We start from the raw sequence: 17,455 nt of genomic DNA on the forward strand, positions 1-17,455 counted from the left end.
TTTCCCCAGAGTTGCTCGTCGATATTCCCCAGGTCGCGTGGGTAGGTTAGCGCAGGTTTGTGCCGGTGGTGGCGCGGCGGAGTTCGTCGGCTGCGGCGTGGTGGTTGCGGAGCCGGTAGGAGGCGCCGTCGAGGGTGACGACGACGGAGCGGTGTAGCAGCCGGTCGAGCATGGCGGCGGCGACGGTGGTGTCGCCGAGGATCTCGCCCCAGGCGCCGACGGGCCGGTTCGTGGTGATCACGATCGAGGTCTTCAGGTAGCGCTGGTTGATGACCTGGAACAGTGCGGACGCGGCTTCGCCGGGCAGGGGGAGGTAGCCGAGCTCGTCGATGATGAGCAGGGTGGGGCCGGTGAAGAACCGCATCATCGTCGCCCATTTCCCTTCGATCGCGGCGCGGTGGCAGCGGGCGGCGAGGTCGGCGGCGGAGGTGAAGTAGACCCGGTAGCCGGCGTTCACCGCGGCATGCCCGAGTCCGGTTGCGATGTGTGTCTTCCCGACTCCGGGTGGGCCGATCAGCAGCACGTTGGTCGCGGTGTCGAGGAACCGGCAGGTGGCCAGTTCGGCCAGCAGCGAGCGGTCGATGCCGCTGGCGGAATCTAGGTCGAAGTCGTCGAGGGTGGTGCCGGTGGGGAGGTTCGCGAACCGGAACCTGCCGGCGAGGCGGCGGGCGTCGGTCGCGGTGACCTCGATCTGCAGGAGCTGTTCCAGGGCGTGGGTGAGGGTCCAACCCTCGGCCTGCGCCTGGTCGAGGACCTTCGGGAGGGCGTCGGCGGCGTCGGCGAGTTTCAGGTCGGTGAGATGGTTGCGGAGCTGCTGATAGACGGACGCTGCGGTCTTCGAGGTGGTCGTGGTGGTGGTCATCGGAGGGTGTTCCTGTTCTTCGCGGCCTGCTCGTAAGCGGCCAGGCTGATCACGGTCGTGGTGGGTGCGGCGGTGCCGGTCAGCACCTGCGCCGCCCGCAGCGCGGCCGCGCCGGGTGGGATGCGTTCCTTGCGGCGGTGCGGGCGCCCCGGTGGCGCTGACGCGAGAGCGATCGCTTCGAGCGCGGTGACGTGCCCGCCGTCGCGGATCGTGACCCCGAGCCCGGGCTGCGCGACGGCGTGTCGGGCGACGACCGTCCCGGAGACGGTGGCGATGTCGATGGTCGCGGCGCCGAGCCGCTGCTGGACGACGACTTTCGCGGCGGCGAGCTCGGGCGGGACGGAGTAGCGGTTCCCGCGCCAGTCGATCAGCGCCTGCCGGGTCGCAGTCCGCTCCTCGGTCACGATCACAGGGAACACCACCGGCGGCAACGGCCGCAGCCGCTCGTCGGCGAACATGGCGGCTGCTGTCGTGGTTCCGTGCTCGCCCTCCCGCTTGCGGGCGTCCTGCCCGGCGGCGAACGTCTCCACGGACGCCTGTGCTTGTTCGAGGGTGAGCTCGTCGGGGAGGTTCCGCCACCACCGTTGCGCGGCGGTGTGGTTGTTCTTCTCGACCACGCCCTTCCGATTCCCCGACCGCGGCCGGCAGACCACCGGCTGGACGCCGTGGTGCTTCGCGAACCCCGCGAACATCGGGGTGAGGTCTCCAGTGACAGGGTGCAGCACGGTCGCCATCCGATCGAACCGCCAGACCCGGGTCAGCCCGCCCAGCAGGGCGAGCAGGGTCGTCATCGCGGCAAGCAGGTGCGGGATATCCATCGACGGGGAGATCACGCCTCGCCAGACCCCTGAGTGCGCCAGAGATCCGACGAGGAGGTACGCGCGCTTGGTCGGGAACCCCCAGTGCGCGGGCGGGTCGGGTAGCTCGAGCCAGTCGAACTGGGTCTCCTCCCCGGGCGGGTGCTCGATGACCGCGTTCGGACGCTTCGTGACATGCGCGCAGGCCGTGCACGCGGGACGCAGGCCACGGGCGCGGATCTGCCGCGTCAACGTCGGATACGAACCCTCGAAGCCGAGTGGTCGTAGCTCGTCGAGCAGCGTCGCGGCCCAGAGGTGCGGGTCCTCGGTCAGCCTCGCGGTGACGTAGTCCACGAACCCGTCGAACTCGTCTGGGGCCGCGCGCTGACGGACTCCCGGGGCGCGGTCTCCGTTCAGGTAGGAACGGATCGTCTTGCGGTCATGGTTAGTGCGGCGGGCGATCTCACTGATCGTCATCCCCTGCCGTTTCAGAGCGTGGATGTCCACGCTGCTCCTCTCTGAAAGCATGAGAAGAGGGCCTCCCCCGGAAGCTGGTGTGTGGTTAGAGACCACCAGCATCGAGGGAGGCCCGCCTCATGTGGCGGAGCGACCCAGGGTGGGGAATTTCGATGAGCAGAAGTGAGGAATTTCAGTGAGCGCCGTCAAAGTGGCACACGGCCACGACGGTAGCGAAGGTGAACGGCTGTTGCCCTTTCCGCGTCTTTGGAAGTCGCCGCGAGGGTGTGACCGAGGCGCCGAAGGGGGTCCACGCCATCGCCTCGACCGCGCTCCGCGGCGCGACCGCGGGCCCAGGACGGGCGCGCTCCGCGGCGCGACCGCGGGCCCACAACGGGCGCGCTATGCGGGGGCGATCGGCTCCAGAGTGGGGCGCTTGGCGGTGCGACCGTCGCCCGACGAGCGGCCGGTGAGTCGGCGGCCGATCCAGGGCAACACGTATTCGCGCCAATACTCCGCGGTTCGGGGGCGCTGCAGTTCGTTGGGGGCGTCGAGCGAGCCGGGCACGCGGGGCGCGCCAGACCCGCCGGGTGCGCCCTCAGCAGGCGCTGGCGCCGGCACCTCGAGCGCGGCGAGCACGTTGGCGGCAGCGCGGGCGTGCCCCAGTGAGTTCAGGTGCAGGCGATCGATCGACCAGTAGCGCAGCGCGCGCAGCTCGGGGTCGCTCCAATTGTCGACGTAGCCGATCGTGTGCGGCGAGCGGTCGAGGCGAGCGCGCACCGCATCCGCCAACTCGTCGCCGCGGCGCTGAAAAACCGGGCCCAACGGGATGTGATCGGTTGGGTTCCCTCCGCTCACCACCACCACACGGATGCCCGCATCGCTCGCGCGCTCCGCCGCCGACACGAGGCGGTCGGCCGTCGCTGCCACACTCACGCGCGGGCGCATGATGTCGTTGCCGCCGCCGTTCATCGTCAGCAACTGCGGGCCCAGCTCGATCGCCGGCTGCAACTGCTCGACCAGGATTGGGCCGAGCAGGCGGCCGCGGATCGCGAAGTTCGCGTAGCCGACCGGCTCGCCGGCGGCGTGCGCAAGGCCGATGGCCACCAGGTCTGCCCAGCCACGCGGCGTTCCGTCGGGAAGCTCGTCACCCATGCCCTCGGTGAAACTATCGCCAATCGCGGCGTACGTGCGGGGCAGAGACTCGAGCGCCATAACGGGACGAGCCTAGCGAGGCGGAGCGGATACCCGCCTCCACTGTCCCGCCCACGGTCGGACCACCCGCACTACAAGCCCAGAGCTGCGAGCTCCGCGTCCATGCGCTCGGCCATCACCGCGTAGCCGTCGTCGTTGGGGTGCAGGCCATCGGCGGCCATCAGTTCGGGGCGGCCCTCGATCCAGCGGGAGGCCCCGGCGATGAAGTCGGCGTCGATCGCCTCAGCGCCCTCGCGCACCCAGCCGATGATGACCTCAACACTCTCGGGCCGCTCGTCGGTGTACCAGAACGGCTCGACGACGACAATACGCGCCTCCGGCAGCCCGTCGCGAAGCCGCTGAAGGTCGATGCCGATCTGCTCTCGGATGCGGTCGCGCTCGTCGGGGCGGCGTTCGTAGGCGAAGTTGTCGTTGAGACCCATCGTCACGATGACCAACTCGGGCTCGGCCGCGATGATGATCGACGGCAGGTCTCCCTCGCCGAAGACGGTGCGGTTGTTGATGAAGCCGAGCCCGTTGACGCTCGGGTTCACCTCGCGCCAGCCGCGGTCGGCGCTGATGATCGTCGACCAGCGGGCGGCGTCGGATGTGGCCCCGGTGCCGAGCGTGTACGAGTCGCCGTAGAACGCGACGACGGGGCGATCCCCGTCGGGCGGGATGCTCGTGGCCGTCGGCTCCGGAGGAATCGCCGCGCAGGCGGCCACGCCGAGTGTCATCGCCACCGCAGCGAGCGTCGAAAGGCTTCTCCGTGCATCCATATCGAGTATTCGGCGCGGCCAGCGTGTGCGGTTGGCGCTACGCCGCGGCCGCCTTCGTCGACGCGACGAGCTCGGCCAGCTGCACCGCGTTGAGCGCGGCGCCCTTGCGCAGGTTGTCGTTCGAGATGAACAGGGCGAGGCCGCGGCCGCCGGGCACTCCCTCGTCGGCGCGGATGCGGCCCACGAGCGACGGGTCGGCGCCGGCGGCGTCGAGCGGGGTCGGCACGTCCATCAGCTGAACTCCGGGGGCGTCGGCGAGCAGCTCGCGGGCACGCTCGGGCGAGATAGCCCGCGCGAACTCGGCATTGATGGCCAGCGAGTGGCCGGTGAAGACGGGCACGCGCACGCACAGCCCGCTGACCCGCAGCTCGGGCAGCTCGAGAATCTTGCGCGACTCGTTGCGCAGCTTCTTCTCTTCGTCGGTCTCGCCGAGGCCGTCGTCGACGAAGTTGCCTGCCTGCGGGATGACGTTGAACGCGATGGTCTTCGGAAACTTGTGGCCCGCCGGGAACTCGACGGCCGAACCCGAGTGCACGAGCCCCATCGCGTCTTGCGCGACGACGGCGGCCGCCTGCTCGAGCAGCTCTTCGCCGCCGGCGAGCCCCGCGCCCGAGACCGCCTGGTAGGTGCTGACGATGAGCCGTTCGAGGCCGGCCTCGCGGTCGAGCACCTTCAGCACCGGCATCGCGGCCATGGTTGTGCAGTTGGGGTTCGCGATGATGCCCTTCTGCGCCTCGCCGATGGCGTGCGGGTTCACCTCGGCGACGACGAGCGGCACCTCCGGGTCCATGCGCCAGCCCGACGAGTTGTCGATGACGGTCACGCCGGCGGCCGCGAACCGCGGAGCCTGCGCCTTGCTGAGGGTCGCACCCGCGCTGAAGATCGCGATATCGAGCCCCGTCGGGTCGGCGGTCGACGCGTCTTCGACGACGATCTCGCGGTCGCCGAACGGGATGCTCGTGCCCGCGCTGCGCGCGCTCGCAAAGAACCGCACCTCCGCGAGGGGGAAGGTGCGGTCGAGCAGCAGCTGCCGCACGACGGCGCCGACCTGCCCGGTCGCACCGACGACACCGAGGCGCACGCCGGCGCTCATCGGCCTGTCCCCGCGTAGACCACGGCTTCGTCATCGGCGTCGAGGCCGAAGGCGGTGTGCACGACCTGCACGGCGTGGTTGAGGATGTCCGCGCGGGTCACGACGGAAATGCGGATTTCCGACGTGGAGATCATCTCCATGTTGATGCCCGCCTCCTTCAGCGCCGTGAAGAGCTGCGCGCTGACGCCGGCGCTTGTGCGCATGCCGCCGCCGACGACGGAGAGCTTGCCGATCTGGTCGTCGTACTGCAGCGACTCGAAGCCGACGTCCTGCTGCTCGGCTCGCAGCGCGGTGAGCACCTTCTCGCCGTCGGCCTTCGGCAGGGTGAACGAGATGTCGGTGCGGCCGGTGGCGGCGAGGGACACGTTCTGCACGATCATGTCGATGTTGGCGCCGGTCTTGGCGACGATCGTGAAGATGTCGGCGGCCATACCGGGGGTGTCGGGCACGCCCACGACGGTGATCTTCGCCTCGCTGAGGTCGCCGGCGACTCCGGTGATGATCGGTTCTTCCATGGTGTCCTTCTCACTGGGAGGCACGACAAGGGTGCCGGGAAGCGGGGTGAACGACGAGCGCACGTGCAGGGTCACGTTGTGGCGACGCGCGAACTCGACGGCGCGAATGTGCAACACCTTGGCGCCCGCGGCGGCCAGCTCGAGCATCTCTTCGGTCGAGACGCGGTCGAGCTTGCGGGCGCGCTTCACGACCCGGGGGTCGGCACTGAACACACCGTCGACATCGGTGTAGATCTCGCACACGTCGGCTTCGAGGGCGGCGGCCAGCGCGACGGCGGTCGTGTCGCTGCCGCCGCGGCCGAGCGTGGTGATGTCTTTGCTGTCGCGGTTGAAGCCCTGGAACCCGGCGACGATGGCGATCGCTCCGTCGTCGAGCGCCTCGCGGACGCGCACCGGGGTGACGTCGACGATGCGGGCGGAGCCGTGGCGAGCATCCGTGATCATGCCGGCTTGGCTGCCGGTGTAGGAGCGCGCCTCGAAGCCCATCGACTTGATGGCCATGGCGAGCAGCGCCATCGAGATGCGCTCGCCGGTGGTGAGCAGCATGTCCATCTCACGCGGGTCAGGCATGGGGGTGACCTCGTGGGCGAGGTCGATGAGCTCGTCGGTGGTGTCGCCCATGGCGCTGACGGCCACGACGACGTCATGGCCGGCTTTGCGGGTTTCGACGATGCGCTTCGCGACGCGCTTGATGCTTTCGGCGTCGGCGACCGACGATCCCCCGAACTTCTGCACGATGAGGCTCACGGTGCTCCTGGGGTGGCTGTGCGGGAGGGGCGGGTGCTGCGGGGGCACGGCGACGGTGACGGCCTGAGGCGCAAGTCTACTGGGCACGTATGCACGCGCATACATGTGAGGCGTCACGCTCGGCAATGTGCGCGCTGGCGACGGGTTAGTGCTGGATCTGGCGGCGGCCCTCGAAGGCCCGGCCCAGGGTGACCTCGTCGGCGTACTCGAGGTCTCCGCCGACGGGGAGGCCGCTCGCCAGGCGTGAAACCGTGAGGCCCGGCTGCACCAGCAGGCGGGTCAGGTAGGTGGCGGTGGCCTCGCCCTCGAGGTTGGGGTCGGTCGCGATGATGACCTCGGTGACCGTGCCGTCGGCGAGGCGGGTCAGCAGCTGGCTGATGCGGAGGTCGTCAGGGCCGATGCCGTCGATCGGGCTGATCGCACCACCGAGCACGTGGTACAGCCCGCGGAACTCGCGGGTGCGCTCGATCGCAACGACGTCTTTCGCCTCCTCGACCACGCAGATCGTGGTGGGGCTGCGGCGCGGGTCACGGCAAATCGAGCACTGCGCCTCTTCGGCCACGTTGCCGCAGACCTCGCAGAAGCGCACCTTCTCGCGGATATCCATGAGCAGGGTCGCGAGCTTCGTCACGTCGAACGACTCGGTCTGCAAGATGTGGAAGGCAATGCGCTGTGCCGACTTCGGGCCGATGCCCGGCAGGCGGCCGAATTCGTCGATGAGGTCTTGAATGACGCCGTCGTACATCTCTTATTGCCCCTCAGGATCGGGTGGTGTCGCCTCGGGCACGACCGTGGGGGTGAGCTGCTCTTCCGCAACGAAACGGGCGCCGAGTATCTCGCGAACAACCGCCTCCCCGTAGCGCTGACGGCCCGCCATTTCGGCGGGGTGTGGCACGGATGGTGGCGGGGCTCGCTCGGGCTGCGGCTCGGGCTCGAATTCTGGCTCGGGTTCCTCGTCGACCGGGGGAGGTTCGTCGTCGACCGGTGGGGCGTCGACGGATGCCGGGGCCGCAGCGCCGGGGATTGCGGCTACTGCCCACTCGGTAACCGGAGCAGTGGACGCCGATGGGGCCGTGGTGGACGGGACGGGGGCCGATGAGGCGACGGGCTGGGCGGTCGGCGTTGCGTCGTCGCGCGACACCGCCGCTGGGGAAGGCTCCGCGTCGGCGGGCTGCTCGGCAGGTGCCGCCGCGTCGGGACGGGGAGCCCGGGCGGAGTCAACCCGCACGAGGAACTTCACACGCAGCCCCAGCTCGGAGAGAATCGCCTGCCGCACGTGCTCGCTGACCGTCTCGGCGGGGTTGCCGCGCTGCTTGAAGGCCGTCGCGTCGGACTCGTTCGTGAACACGAGCGTGAGCACGTCGTCGTTCAGCTCGGCGGGAAGTGCCGTGTAGACGACCGTCCACGACGACATCTTCTGCTGCTGAATGCGGTCGAGGATCGCTGGCCACGATTGGCGCATGCGGTCGATGTCGACGGGGGCTGCGGCGACTGGTTCGGGGGCGGGCTCTGCCACGGGCGCGGATGCGGAGGCTTCAGCCGGCGCCGCCGCGGGTTCGGAGGACGCTGTCGCCGCTGTCGCGGGGGCGGGCGTCGGGGCAGCCGCGGGCGCAGGCGCGGGCGCTGCCGCTCGGGCCGGGGCAGGAGCGGTTGCCGCAGAGAGGGCGCCGGCGGCGGGGGCCGGGCCGTCAACGCCGACGCGGCGCTCGAGCACCTCGACGCGGGCGAGGGCTCCGCGGGCGGGCTCGTCGGCGGCGGGTACCAACAGACGCGCGGTCATGAGCTCGAGGTGCAGGCGAGGCGACGTCGCCCCCGTCATCTCGGTCAGCGCCCGGTTCACGATGTCGGCCGCGCGGCTCAGCTGCGCCGGGCCGAAGTGGGCGGCCTGGGTGTGCATGCGCTCGAGATCGTCTTGCGGGATACCGCGCAGCACCGCCGAGGCGCCGTCGTTTGTCGCCTGTACCACGATCAGGTCGCGCAGCCGCTCGAGCAGGTCGTCGACAAACCGTCGCGGGTCTTGACCCGTCTGAATGACGCGATCGACCGCCTGGAACGCAGCCGCCGCATCCTGCATCGCGAGAGCCGTGACCACGTCGTCGAGCAGGGCTCCGTGGGTGTAGCCGAGCAGCGCGACCGCCCGCTCGTAGGTGACCACGTCGGCGTCGCTGCCCGCGATCAGCTGGTCGAGCAGCGACAGGGTGTCGCGCACCGACCCGCCGCCGGCGCGCACCACGAGCGGCATGACGCCCGGCTCGACCGTGACGTTCTCGCTCGCCGCCAACTGCTCGACGTACTCAAGCAGCTGCGCGGGCGGCACCAGGCGGAACGGGTAGTGGTGGGTGCGCGAGCGGATCGTGCCGATGACCTTCTCGGGCTCGGTCGTGGCGAAGATGAACTTCACGTGCGGCGGCGGCTCTTCGACGATCTTCAGCAGCGCGTTGAAGCCCTGCGGCGTCACCATGTGCGCCTCATCGAGGATGAAAATCTTGAAGCGGTCGCGGGCCGGGGCGAACACGGCGCGCTCGCGCAGGTCGCGGGCGTCGTCGACGCCGTTGTGGCTCGCCGCGTCGATCTCGACCACGTCGAGCGAGCCGCCGCCCTGCCGGCTCAACTCAACGCAGCTCGGGCACACGCCGCACGGGGTGTCGGTGGGGCCCTCGGCGCAGTTCAGGCAGCGCGCCAAAATGCGGGCGCTCGTCGTCTTGCCGCAGCCGCGCGGGCCGCTAAAGAGGTAGGCGTGGTTGACCCGGTCGCCGCGCAGCGCCGCCATCAGCGGATCAGTGACGTGGGCCTGCCCGATCAGCTCGGCGAACGACTCGGGTCGGTAGCGGCGATACAGGGCGGTGGACACGGCTCAAGCGTAGTCGCGAGCACCGACCACCGAGTCGAGGATGTAGTCGAGGGTGATGGTGGCAGTCAGCGGCTGCCCCGGTGAGCGCCGGCGTGACCCTTCACTCGAATGCACGGCTTACCGAGTTTGGGCATGATCGCGCCGCAGCGGTCTTCGCGCCGCAGGGCCAGGATGCGATCCGGGGTCGTGCTCGTGGAGATCCGCTGTACGGCTGCCGCGACCCCGGCAGCGGGGTCGAATGCGCCGCCCTCCCACGCCGACTCCATCGCGACAACCAGTTCGTCTTTCGACAGCAGCCGCACAAACTCGTCATCGAAGCCCGCCGCAACTGCCGCCTTCACGAGGCCTTCGGGGGCCGGCGGCTCGACGTAGTCCCACTCTTCAAGACCGAGGCGCGACTTCGTCTCGTCGATGAGGGTCAGCGCATCCCAAATCTGCGTCTGTTCCTCGTCACTGAGCTTTTCCGAACGCACCAGCGCGTCGGCCGCCGAGTACACCTCGCCGTCTCGGCGCTGGCCAATCGTGATGATCTCAATGAGACCCACGCCGTTCTTCACCGTCACCCGATAGATGATCCTGAACTCGCGCTGCGCCGCCTCCACCGTGTTGAAGCCGACAAGGTTCGTGGCGTTCTGGTTCGAGAGCGGGTGTTTACCCCGTGGGGCACGAAAGAGTCCCACGATGGTGTCAACGACGTCTTCCCGCTGATGCTCGGTGACGTTGTCGATCAACCAGTCGATGCTCTGTTCGGTGAAGACGACCTCGGCTTGATCATCGGGCAACTCATCAGCGGGCGGCACGAAGCCGGCCCTTCGCCTCCTCGACCGAGACCATCGTTGACCGATCGGCAACGAGGTTCGCCGCCGCGCTCAGCACCGTCAGTTCGAGCTCGCGCAGCAGACGGCGCTGTTCGTCACGTTCAGCCGCAGAGATCACGACGGCAACGGGCTTGCCGTGGCTCGTCAACGTGACCGGTCGCTCTTGGGCCTGAGTCGTGATGAAACCCACGCCGCGCCGGGCGGCGACGGTCGACGAGACCGTCAGGGGCTGGATGGAGGTCATGACACAAGACTAGCAAAAATACACAGTAATGCATAGATTCGTGTCATCGAGGACTGCGTCGCTCGCGCAGCCGTCGCCGGTGCGCCTACTGACCGCGGGCGGCGATCACCGAGTCGAGGATGTCGTCGAGGGTTCGGGTCGCCCGCCAGCCGAGCGTCTCGGCAATGCGGGAGGGGTCGGCGACCACCTCAGCCGGGTCGCCCGGGCGGCGCGGCTCGACCACCGCAGCCGGAACGGGCGGCGAGTCGAGGGCCGAATGCGGCCAGCGAGCGCGCACACCCTCGACCACCTGGCGCACGCTGATGCCCGTGCCCGTGCCCACATTGAAGACCTGGTGGGTGGAAGCGGGAGCGCCGGCAAGCGCGTCCAGCGCCGCCAGGTGCGCCTCGGCGAGATCCAGCACGTGAATGAAGTCGCGCACGCACGTGCCGTCGACCGTCGCGTAGTCGTCACCGAAGATGCGGGGGGCGTTACCCGCGGCGAGCCGCTCCATCACCATGGGCACGAGGTTCAGCACCGCCGTGTCGACAAGCTCGGGCCAGCCGGCACCCGCCACGTTGAAGTAGCGCAAACTCGTCGCCCTGAGCCCGGTCGCGCGCGCAACGTCAGCCGTCAGCCACTCCCCCGCGAGCTTCGACGCGCCGTACGGGTTCACCGGGTGACAGGGGGCGTCCTCCGTGACGTGACCCGACGCATCCCCATACACGGCCGCCGAACTCGAGAACAGGAAACGCTCGACGCCGGCCGAGCCGCACGCCTGCAGAACGGCGGCGAGACCGGCCACGTTGTCATTCCAGTACATCAGGGGTTGCGCCACCGACTCGGGCACCTGCTTGCGGCCCGCGAAGTGAATCATCGCCTCGGCTCCGTGCTCGCGGGCGAAATCGGCGACCGCCTCAGCCGCCCCGGGCGCGGCAAGCGACAGCTCGAGCTGCGCAAACTCAGCGACCCGCTCGCGGATGCCTGTCACGAAGTCGTCGACCACGACCACCGTGTCGCCCCGGTCGCGCAACAGCCGACATACATGCGCGCCGATATACCCCGAGCCGCCCGTCACCAGAACACGCATGGGTCAATCCTGCCGGATAGCTCGCCGCCAAGGAGACCATGGCTCCCGCACATGAGCAAGGCCGTGAAATATAAAGAATATAAAGAATAAATACCGTTACGCTGTAACGATGGCAGAGATCTCCGTCGGCAGCGGCAGCCCGTTCACGCCAGGGTACGGCAAGCAGCCGCTCGTCTTCGGCGGTCACCACGAGGTGGTCGCCGAACTCACCAGCGTCTTCGAGACGTACGACTTCGGCGAGAATCATTCCATCCTGATCTCGGGTCTGCGGGGCGCCGGCAAGACCTCGATGCTCGGGGTACTGCGCGACGCAGCAAAATCGCACGGATGGTTTGTCGTCTCCGACAACGCAGGCGCCGGGCTTGTCGACCGCGTCTCACGGTCAACAATGCCCCAACTGCTCGAGTCTCTCACCGGATCAGAGCGCACACGCCTCACCGGCTTGCAGCTCGCACAGTTGGGATTGCAGTGGACGACTGAGCGCACCGGGCCGGAACCGAAACCGCTCCTCCGTCACCAGCTTGCGGCACTGGCCGCCGCTCGCGACAACGGCGGAATTCTGATCACCGTCGATGAAGTGTCATCCGGCAAGACCAGGCTAAGAGAACTCGGCCGCTTCGCCCTCGAACTGCAACACGCTCTCGAGGAGGGACTGAACATCATGGTCGCGTTCGCCGGGGTCAAGATTGACCTTGATGAGCTCGTGAAGCAGCAGCATCTCACCTTCCTACGACGATCACGCGAAGTTGACTTTCGGCTCTTGGCGCCATCAGAAACCCGCGATGTCTTCGCACAAACGGTTGGACTGGGCGGGCGCGCCATCGACGACGACGCTCTCGATCTGCTCGTGCGGGTCGCGCAGGGCTACCCCTACCTCATTCAGCTCGCGGGCGACTACGCGTGGCGCCACAACGTCACCGCCCCGCAGATTTCGCTGGCCGACGCGAAGGATGCGCACCAGCGTGCCATCAAGGCCGTCACGTCTCGCGTCATCAGTCGGGTGTGGGACGACCTCTCCGAACAAGACCAGACCTTCCTGCGCGCCCTTGCGGGAGGCGGGGGACGACGCAAGATGGCGGAGATTGCAGACCGCATGGGCAGGTCCTCCCAATACGTCAACATCTACAAGCAGCGGCTGGTCGACAGCGGCTACGTCCAACCAGACGGCCGAGGTTACGTTGCGTTCTCACTCCCCTACCTTGACCAGTACATCTCATCGCTCGGGCAAGGAGACGCGACCGACGATGACGTTCAGCCGGCGTCTGGCGACACCTGGAATGACTATCCGCCGCCGGAGCTATAGCGCCGCCTCGTGCAGGCTAGACGTTCTGAGAAAGTGGCACATCGACGATCTCAGTGAGTGAAACCCTGGCGGGTATGTGAATTGCTTAAACCTTGCCGAGATTATTCACACGAGGAAACTTTTCGCGCAGCGCATAGTTCTTATTCGCTAGTGTGTGCGCCATGGCACACAAGATTGTTCTCGTCGACGACCTCGACGGTACCGAACTCGGCGATAACGCCGTCACCACGCGCTTTTCTTTGAATGGCGCTCACTACGAAATCGATTTGAATGAGTCGAACCAGCAGAAGCTCGCCGACGCGCTCGCTCCGTTCGTCGCTGCCGGTCGGCGCGCCAGCGCTGGCGGGGCATCCGGGCGCGCGGCAACCGCGAAGAAGCGCGGGGGCGGCACGAAAAGCAATACCTCCGCAATTCGCGAATGGGCGAACGCCAACGGCCACCCCGTCGGAGACCGCGGCCGAATTCCTGCGCATATTGTCGAAGCGTACGAAGCGGCCACCGGAAAGTAGTGGCACCGCGAGCATCCGCTCGCATTAATCAATAATCGGATGATCGGGGCTGGGCCCGTCTCGTGGAGGCGGCACCCAGCCCCGACTGTTTGTCTGGGCGCATGAAAATTGCCATCGCCGGAGGACACGGAAAAATCGCGCGGCAGCTGTCGCGCCTGCTGAGCGCGGGCGGCCACGAGCCGTGGGCGCTCATACGCAACGCCGACCACACCGCCGACGTCGAAAACGGGCTCTTCGCCGTTGAGTGTGGGTGGCGGGTGACGCGCCGGTAGCCGGGGCTGCTGGGGCGATGGGTCGAGGTCCTCGAGGATCAGAGGACTCTTACCTCTTCTGATCGCGAGGACCCCGACTATGACCGAGCCTACGACGTGCTGCCGAGCCGACGGCAACTATTGCAACCGCTGCGATCTTCTCCTGGGCCTGGAGGGGTTGCGGGTGATTGCGGTTGAGCGCCGCGGCCTGGGATCGCTGACCGTGACGGTCGAGTCCCCACCTGGTCCGGCCGGCTGCCCAGGCTGCGGTGTCCTCGCGACCGGTCACGGGCGCGCGCCGGTGCCTCTGGTGGACGCACCCGCGATGGGCCGTCCGGTCCAACTGCTCTGGCGAAAGCGTCGGTGGCGCTGCGCGGAAGGTGCATGCGAGGTCGTCACGTTCCTCGAGCAGGACCACACCGTCGCGTTGCCGCGCGCAAAGCTGACCACTCGGGCGGCGTGGTGGGCGATCGAGCAGATGCGCCGCGAACACGCCTCGGTGAACGGTATCCGCCGGCAGTTGGGCACCAGCTGGCGAACAGTTTGGGAGACGATCAAGCCACTGCTGCAGATCGCCGAGGCGGATCCGGCTCGCTTCGATGGCGTGACCGTGTTGGGTGTTGATGAGCACGTCTGGCATCACGTGTCGACCAAGCCGATCAACGTCGGCGGGCGGGGGCCAAAGGAGCTCACCGGCATGGTCGACCTGACCCGTGATGCGGCGGGCCGCACCCGCGCCAGGCTGCTGGATCTCGTCCCGGGCCGCTCGGGTGAGGCTTACCGGGCATGGCTACAGGGGCGCGGCCCCGATTTTCGTGACCGGGTGAAGATCGCAACCTTGGATCCGTTTCGCGGTTACAAGAACGCCATCGATGATCAACTCGACGACGCGCGCGCCGTGCTCGACGCATTCCACGTCGTCAAGCTCGGAACCAAGGTCGTCGACGATGTCCGCCGCCGCGTGCAGCAGCAGCTCCACGGCCACCGAGGGCGCAAGGGTGACCCGCTCTATGGGATCCGGAACCTCCTGCGGGCAGGCGAGGAACACCTCACCGAACGGCAACGCACAAGACTCGCCCGCGCTTGGGCCGCCGACGAACAGCATGTTGAAGTCGAGGTCGCCTGGCACTGCGCGCAACAACTGCGATCCTGCTACCACCAAGCCGGTCACCGCGAAGGTCGCGTGATCGCCGAACAGGTGTTGAGGTCGTTCTTCACCTGCCCGATCCCGGAGGTCGCACGCCTGGGCCGGACGCTGCGAACCTGGCGAGACGAGTTTCTCGGCTACTTCGACACCGGCGGCGCGAACAACGGGGGCACCGAAGCGATGAACGGCCTGATCGAGCTCCACCGACGCATCGCCCGCGGCTTCCGCAACCGAGACAACTACCGCCTCCGGATGCTCCTCATCGGCGGCGGGCTATTCGCATGACCCACACTCAACGGCGAAGAGCCCGAAAACGACGGGGCGCGCGCCGTCATCGTCGACCTCGAGCGCGACGGGGATGACGCGGTCGCCGAAGCGATCACCGGGGCCGACGCCGTCGTGTTCGCCGCCGGGGCCGGAGAGGGCAGCGGCGCCGAGCGCAAGCTCACCCTCGACCGCGACGGGGCGATCCTGCTCGCCGACGCGGCCGTGCAGGCGGGCGTGCGCCGCTACGTGATGGTGTCAGCGCGGCGTGCCGACACGTTCGACCCCGACTCGGACGACGTGTTTCAGGTGTACCTGCGGGCCAAGAGCGAAGCCGACGCCGCCGTGCGTGCCCACGACGACCTCGACTGGACGATCGTGCGCCCGGGCGGGCTCACCAACGACGAGGGCACCGGGCGGGTGCAGGTCGGCGACGATGTGTTCGGAACGATCCCGCGGGCCGACGTCGCTGCGGTGCTGTATGCGCTGCTCGTGACCGGCCGCGGCGTGGGTGCGCAGTTCGAACTGGTGAGCGGCGACACTCCGATTGCGGAGGCCGTCGCGGGGTTGTAGGGGGTCTAGACGATATGGGTCTTCGGTCTGGTTCTTGAGGCTGGGACCTCGATTCGCGTATTCGTGGGTTGCCAGCTGTCGAGGGCTGGCCTATCCACCAGGCGAATGGAGGCCCCAGTTGAGAATCCAGCGTATGAGCGTCGGTCTGGACGTGCACGCCCGTAGCGCCGTCGCTCTCTTCCTCGCGGTTGGGGTCGGTCGCGAGGATGACCCGCCTGGGAACTTCACCTAGTCAGCGGCGGCGTACCAGGCGGGCATCCACTGGAACGGGTCGGTGTCGAAGTGGGAGTATTCGAGGGCGATGCGGCCGCGGTAACCGCGGGCGAGGGCGCTGTCGATGAGGGCGGCAATCGGCAGCGAGCCCATACCAGGGCCGCCGCGGTCAGGCATGTCGCCGATCTGAATATGACCGGCGTCGTCACCGTGCTCGAGGAAGAACGCTTCGAGGTCAACGCCGGCCCGCGCCAGGTGCCAGGTGTCGAACTGGATCGCGATCGAGCCGCGGTCGCACAGCGCGCGGGCCTCGCGCACGGTCTCGAGCAACTGCTCGACGGTGCGCACACCGTAGGTGTCGATGTTCGACAGCTGCTCGACAAGCAGCGTCGCGCCCCACTCGGCGAGTTCATCGGCGATCTGCGCCATACGGCGGTGCGCGCGGTCACGCTGCACCTGCTCGGGTTCTGCATCAGTCAGGTTGCCGTGCGGCACATTGAGGGTTGAGCACCCCGTCTCGGCGATCAATCGCTTCGCTGACAGCCATGCTCTTCTCCAGCACGCGCTGCGTGTCTGACCGGCAGACCAGACCCCGGTGCCCGTCGGCCATGCCGCCCTCATACAAGTTCATCGACACCAGGCTGACGCCCCACGTCGACAGCGACGTCAGCACCGCATCCTGTTCGGCGAGCGACGGTGCGGCGTCGGGGAACGGCCACCACAGCTCGACGGCATCGAAGCCGTGCTGCACCACCAGCTGCAACTGGTCGTCGAGACTCAGCCCGCCCAACAGAATCGACGGATTCACCACATCGAATCGGTAGACCATGGCTATCGGGCCCTTTCCGCGCATCGTTGTCAACAAGCTGGCCGAATCAGCCACCGACGCCGCGGGCGTCCGTCAGCTTGTGGGGGTGATCTTCTTCAGCTCAATCGGGTCGAGCGGAACCGCTCCGGGCTCACCGTTCGTCAGGTTGGGCACGAAGCGAATGTAGGCGGAGTGCAGATGGCGACGCATCGCATCCTCAGCAGCGTCGGGGTCGTGTGCCGCAATCGCATCATGAATTTGCTCGTGCTCGGCGAGGGTCGAGCTCCAGTCCATGTCGTAGCGACACAGGCGAAACAGGTGAAGGTGGCAGTGCGACTGTTCGAAGGCGACCACCACATTCTCGTTGCCCGTTGCGCGCATGATGGTGTGATGCAGGCGATTGTCGTGCGCCACAACGGAGTGCCTCGTGGGGCGCTCGATGGCGTGAAAGTCGTCGATCTCCTGCTTCAATAAGCGCGCCGGGTTGCGCAGAGAATTCACCGCGGCCATGCGGGCGGCCCACGGCTCAAGAAGCAGGCGCAGTTCGAACAGGTTGCGCACCTGATCGAGGTTCAGCAGAGCGGTGGTCGCGTACCCCTTATTCGACGTGGCGACCAGAAGGTTGTCGCCCTGCAGAAGGCGCAAGGCCTCACGCACCGGCGTCGGTGAAACGCCCAACTCTTCCGAGATGTGGTGAATGTTGATGCGCGTTGCAGGGGGGATCTCGTGTTCCAGGATCTTTCGGCGGAGCAGCGCATACACGTCGTGGGTCGATGCCCGCGACGCCGGTGAAGCCGCTGGCTCTGGCAGTGGCTTCTTCGCCTTCGTGGTGGTCAACTGTGCTCACTCTCGGTCAACAACGCCAGGGGACGCGCTCGGGATGCTCGTGCGCTCACGGGGCCGCTGAAATTTCTTTCGCCACGATTGTATTTGCCCGACGCTGCCGATGTGCCGCGACAGAC

Annotated in this window: 18 protein-coding genes and 1 pseudogene; 5 read left to right on the forward strand and 14 right to left on the reverse strand. The window is 67.9% G+C overall.

Annotation, left to right across the window (positions count from 1 at the left end; translation table 11 throughout):
* Positions 1-46 precede the first annotated feature (46 nt).
* From istB to galE, 11 genes are all read right to left on the reverse strand, one after another.
* Positions 47-862, reverse strand: a complete 816-nt coding sequence (istB, locus tag CPY97_RS11970) for an IS21-like element helper ATPase IstB (protein WP_096420763.1) — start codon at positions 860-862, stop codon at positions 47-49.
* Positions 859-2,187, reverse strand: coding sequence for an IS21 family transposase (istA, locus tag CPY97_RS11975; RefSeq protein WP_096420762.1), 1,329 nt, complete (start codon positions 2,185-2,187; stop codon positions 859-861). The genes istB and istA overlap by 4 nt, the downstream gene beginning before the upstream one ends.
* 330 nt (positions 2,188-2,517) lie before the next feature.
* Positions 2,518-3,330 (reverse strand): SGNH/GDSL hydrolase family protein, encoded by an 813-nt coding sequence (locus CPY97_RS11980; protein ID WP_096423030.1) that lies wholly within the window; start codon positions 3,328-3,330, stop codon positions 2,518-2,520.
* A gap of 71 nt (positions 3,331-3,401) precedes the next feature.
* Entirely contained in the window at positions 3,402-4,046 is a 645-nt protein-coding gene (locus tag CPY97_RS11985; protein ID WP_231924098.1) for an SGNH/GDSL hydrolase family protein, read from the reverse strand.
* Between the two features lie 79 nt (positions 4,047-4,125).
* Positions 4,126-5,181 carry an aspartate-semialdehyde dehydrogenase gene (locus CPY97_RS11990; RefSeq protein WP_096423032.1) on the reverse strand — a complete coding sequence of 352 codons (1,056 nt, stop codon included), beginning with the start codon at positions 5,179-5,181 and terminating at the stop codon, positions 4,126-4,128.
* Complete coding sequence (locus tag CPY97_RS11995; RefSeq protein WP_096423033.1) at positions 5,178-6,443, reverse strand: aspartate kinase; 1,266 nt, start codon at positions 6,441-6,443, stop codon at positions 5,178-5,180. The genes CPY97_RS11990 and CPY97_RS11995 overlap by 4 nt, the downstream gene beginning before the upstream one ends.
* A 145-nt stretch (positions 6,444-6,588) precedes the next feature.
* Positions 6,589-7,188: a recombination mediator RecR gene (gene recR / locus CPY97_RS12000; RefSeq protein ID WP_096423034.1), complete on the reverse strand. Its 600-nt coding sequence runs from the start codon at positions 7,186-7,188 to the stop codon at positions 6,589-6,591.
* Positions 7,189-7,191: 3 nt separating this feature from the next.
* Positions 7,192-9,294 (reverse strand): DNA polymerase III subunit gamma and tau, encoded by a 2,103-nt coding sequence (locus tag CPY97_RS12005; protein WP_096423035.1) that lies wholly within the window; start codon positions 9,292-9,294, stop codon positions 7,192-7,194.
* A 65-nt stretch (positions 9,295-9,359) separates the two neighbouring features.
* Positions 9,360-10,094 carry a hypothetical protein gene (locus CPY97_RS12010; RefSeq protein WP_096423036.1) on the reverse strand — a complete coding sequence of 245 codons (735 nt, stop codon included), beginning with the start codon at positions 10,092-10,094 and terminating at the stop codon, positions 9,360-9,362.
* Positions 10,081-10,356 (reverse strand): type II toxin-antitoxin system prevent-host-death family antitoxin, encoded by a 276-nt coding sequence (locus tag CPY97_RS12015; protein WP_096423037.1) that lies wholly within the window; start codon positions 10,354-10,356, stop codon positions 10,081-10,083. The genes CPY97_RS12010 and CPY97_RS12015 overlap by 14 nt, the downstream gene beginning before the upstream one ends.
* Before the next feature lie 85 nt (positions 10,357-10,441).
* Positions 10,442-11,425, reverse strand: coding sequence for a UDP-glucose 4-epimerase GalE (galE, locus tag CPY97_RS12020; RefSeq protein WP_096423038.1), 984 nt, complete (start codon positions 11,423-11,425; stop codon positions 10,442-10,444).
* A 109-nt stretch (positions 11,426-11,534) separates the two neighbouring features.
* Between galE and CPY97_RS12025 the strand changes: the two genes are divergently transcribed.
* From CPY97_RS12025 to CPY97_RS12045, 5 genes and pseudogenes are all read left to right on the forward strand, one after another.
* Positions 11,535-12,728 (forward strand): ATP-binding protein, encoded by a 1,194-nt coding sequence (locus CPY97_RS12025; protein ID WP_096423039.1) that lies wholly within the window; start codon positions 11,535-11,537, stop codon positions 12,726-12,728.
* Positions 12,729-12,889: 161 nt separating this feature from the next.
* Positions 12,890-13,237, forward strand: a complete 348-nt coding sequence (locus tag CPY97_RS12030; protein ID WP_096423040.1) for a histone-like nucleoid-structuring protein Lsr2 — start codon at positions 12,890-12,892, stop codon at positions 13,235-13,237.
* Between the two features lie 101 nt (positions 13,238-13,338).
* Positions 13,339-13,509: a hypothetical protein gene (locus CPY97_RS12035; protein WP_197702230.1), complete on the forward strand. Its 171-nt coding sequence runs from the start codon at positions 13,339-13,341 to the stop codon at positions 13,507-13,509.
* A 79-nt stretch (positions 13,510-13,588) separates the two neighbouring features.
* Positions 13,589-14,920 (forward strand): ISL3 family transposase, encoded by a 1,332-nt coding sequence (locus tag CPY97_RS12040; RefSeq protein ID WP_231923925.1) that lies wholly within the window; start codon positions 13,589-13,591, stop codon positions 14,918-14,920.
* 39 nt (positions 14,921-14,959) lie between these two features.
* A pseudogene (locus CPY97_RS12045) lies at positions 14,960-15,472 on the forward strand (NAD(P)-binding oxidoreductase); the annotation flags it as partial.
* A 228-nt stretch (positions 15,473-15,700) separates the two neighbouring features.
* Here the strand turns inward: CPY97_RS12045 and CPY97_RS12050 are convergent.
* From CPY97_RS12050 to CPY97_RS12055, 3 genes are read right to left on the reverse strand one after another with little or no spacing between them, the layout of a single operon-like run.
* A complete protein-coding gene (locus tag CPY97_RS12050) occupies positions 15,701-16,180 on the reverse strand; it encodes a TIM barrel protein (protein WP_231923948.1) in 480 nt (159 codons plus the stop codon).
* Entirely contained in the window at positions 16,158-16,568 is a 411-nt protein-coding gene (locus CPY97_RS13485) for a hypothetical protein (protein WP_161494128.1), read from the reverse strand. The genes CPY97_RS12050 and CPY97_RS13485 overlap by 23 nt, the downstream gene beginning before the upstream one ends.
* A gap of 18 nt (positions 16,569-16,586) precedes the next feature.
* On the reverse strand, positions 16,587-17,330 hold the full coding sequence (locus CPY97_RS12055; protein WP_096423043.1) for a GntR family transcriptional regulator: 744 nt from the start codon (positions 17,328-17,330) through the stop codon (positions 16,587-16,589).
* Positions 17,331-17,455 lie beyond the last annotated feature (125 nt).

Source organism: Microcella alkaliphila, assembly GCF_002355395.1.
GTDB lineage: Bacteria > Actinomycetota > Actinomycetes > Actinomycetales > Microbacteriaceae > Microcella > Microcella alkaliphila_A.